1 protein-coding gene is annotated in these 535 nt (G+C 71.6%); it reads right to left on the minus strand.

The annotated features are described in order from the left end of the window. Positions 1–535, minus strand: a 535-nt coding sequence (locus CCN51_RS51755) for a N,N-dimethylformamidase beta subunit family domain-containing protein (protein ID WP_342749436.1), incomplete at both ends; no start/stop codon positions are given.

Genomic DNA, 535 nt, shown 5'->3' on the forward strand with positions numbered 1-535 from the left:
CGGACCGTGCTCCAGCCTGATCCGGCGGAAGCAGGTGTTGGCGCCGAGGAACGCCACATTGGTCCCGGTGTCGCGGGCGTGGGTGACGTACCGGCGCTGCTGCGGGGTCCAGTACTCGTCGTGGCCCAGCGATATCACCGCCGCGGCGTCGTGCAGCACACCGGGATCGCGGTGCACGTCCACGCCGGTGGTGTAGGCCAGCGGTATGCCGAGCCGTTCCGCGAGCGCCACCAGCGCCCGCTCGTAGACCAGGAACTTCACCGCGCCGTTGCCGTTGTACGGCCGGTCGAAGCCGACGGCCAGCGAGCGCGTCCCGTACGCCCCGTCCTGGCCCTGGTAGAGGCTGAAGCCGCCCCAGGTGTTGTACGCCTGCCAGGTGGCCACCGCGTGCATCAGCAGGGTCCGGCCCGCGGCCTTCTCGGAGCGGACGATCAGGGGGACATAGCGCTGGTGGCCGTCGTCCGCGTCCAGCCGGAGCAGATACGCGCCCTCCGGCCAGCCCTCGGTGCGGACCCGGACGGTGCGCTTCCAGTCC

The organism is Streptomyces milbemycinicus, from assembly GCF_002154605.1.
GTDB lineage: Bacteria > Actinomycetota > Actinomycetes > Streptomycetales > Streptomycetaceae > Streptomyces > Streptomyces milbemycinicus.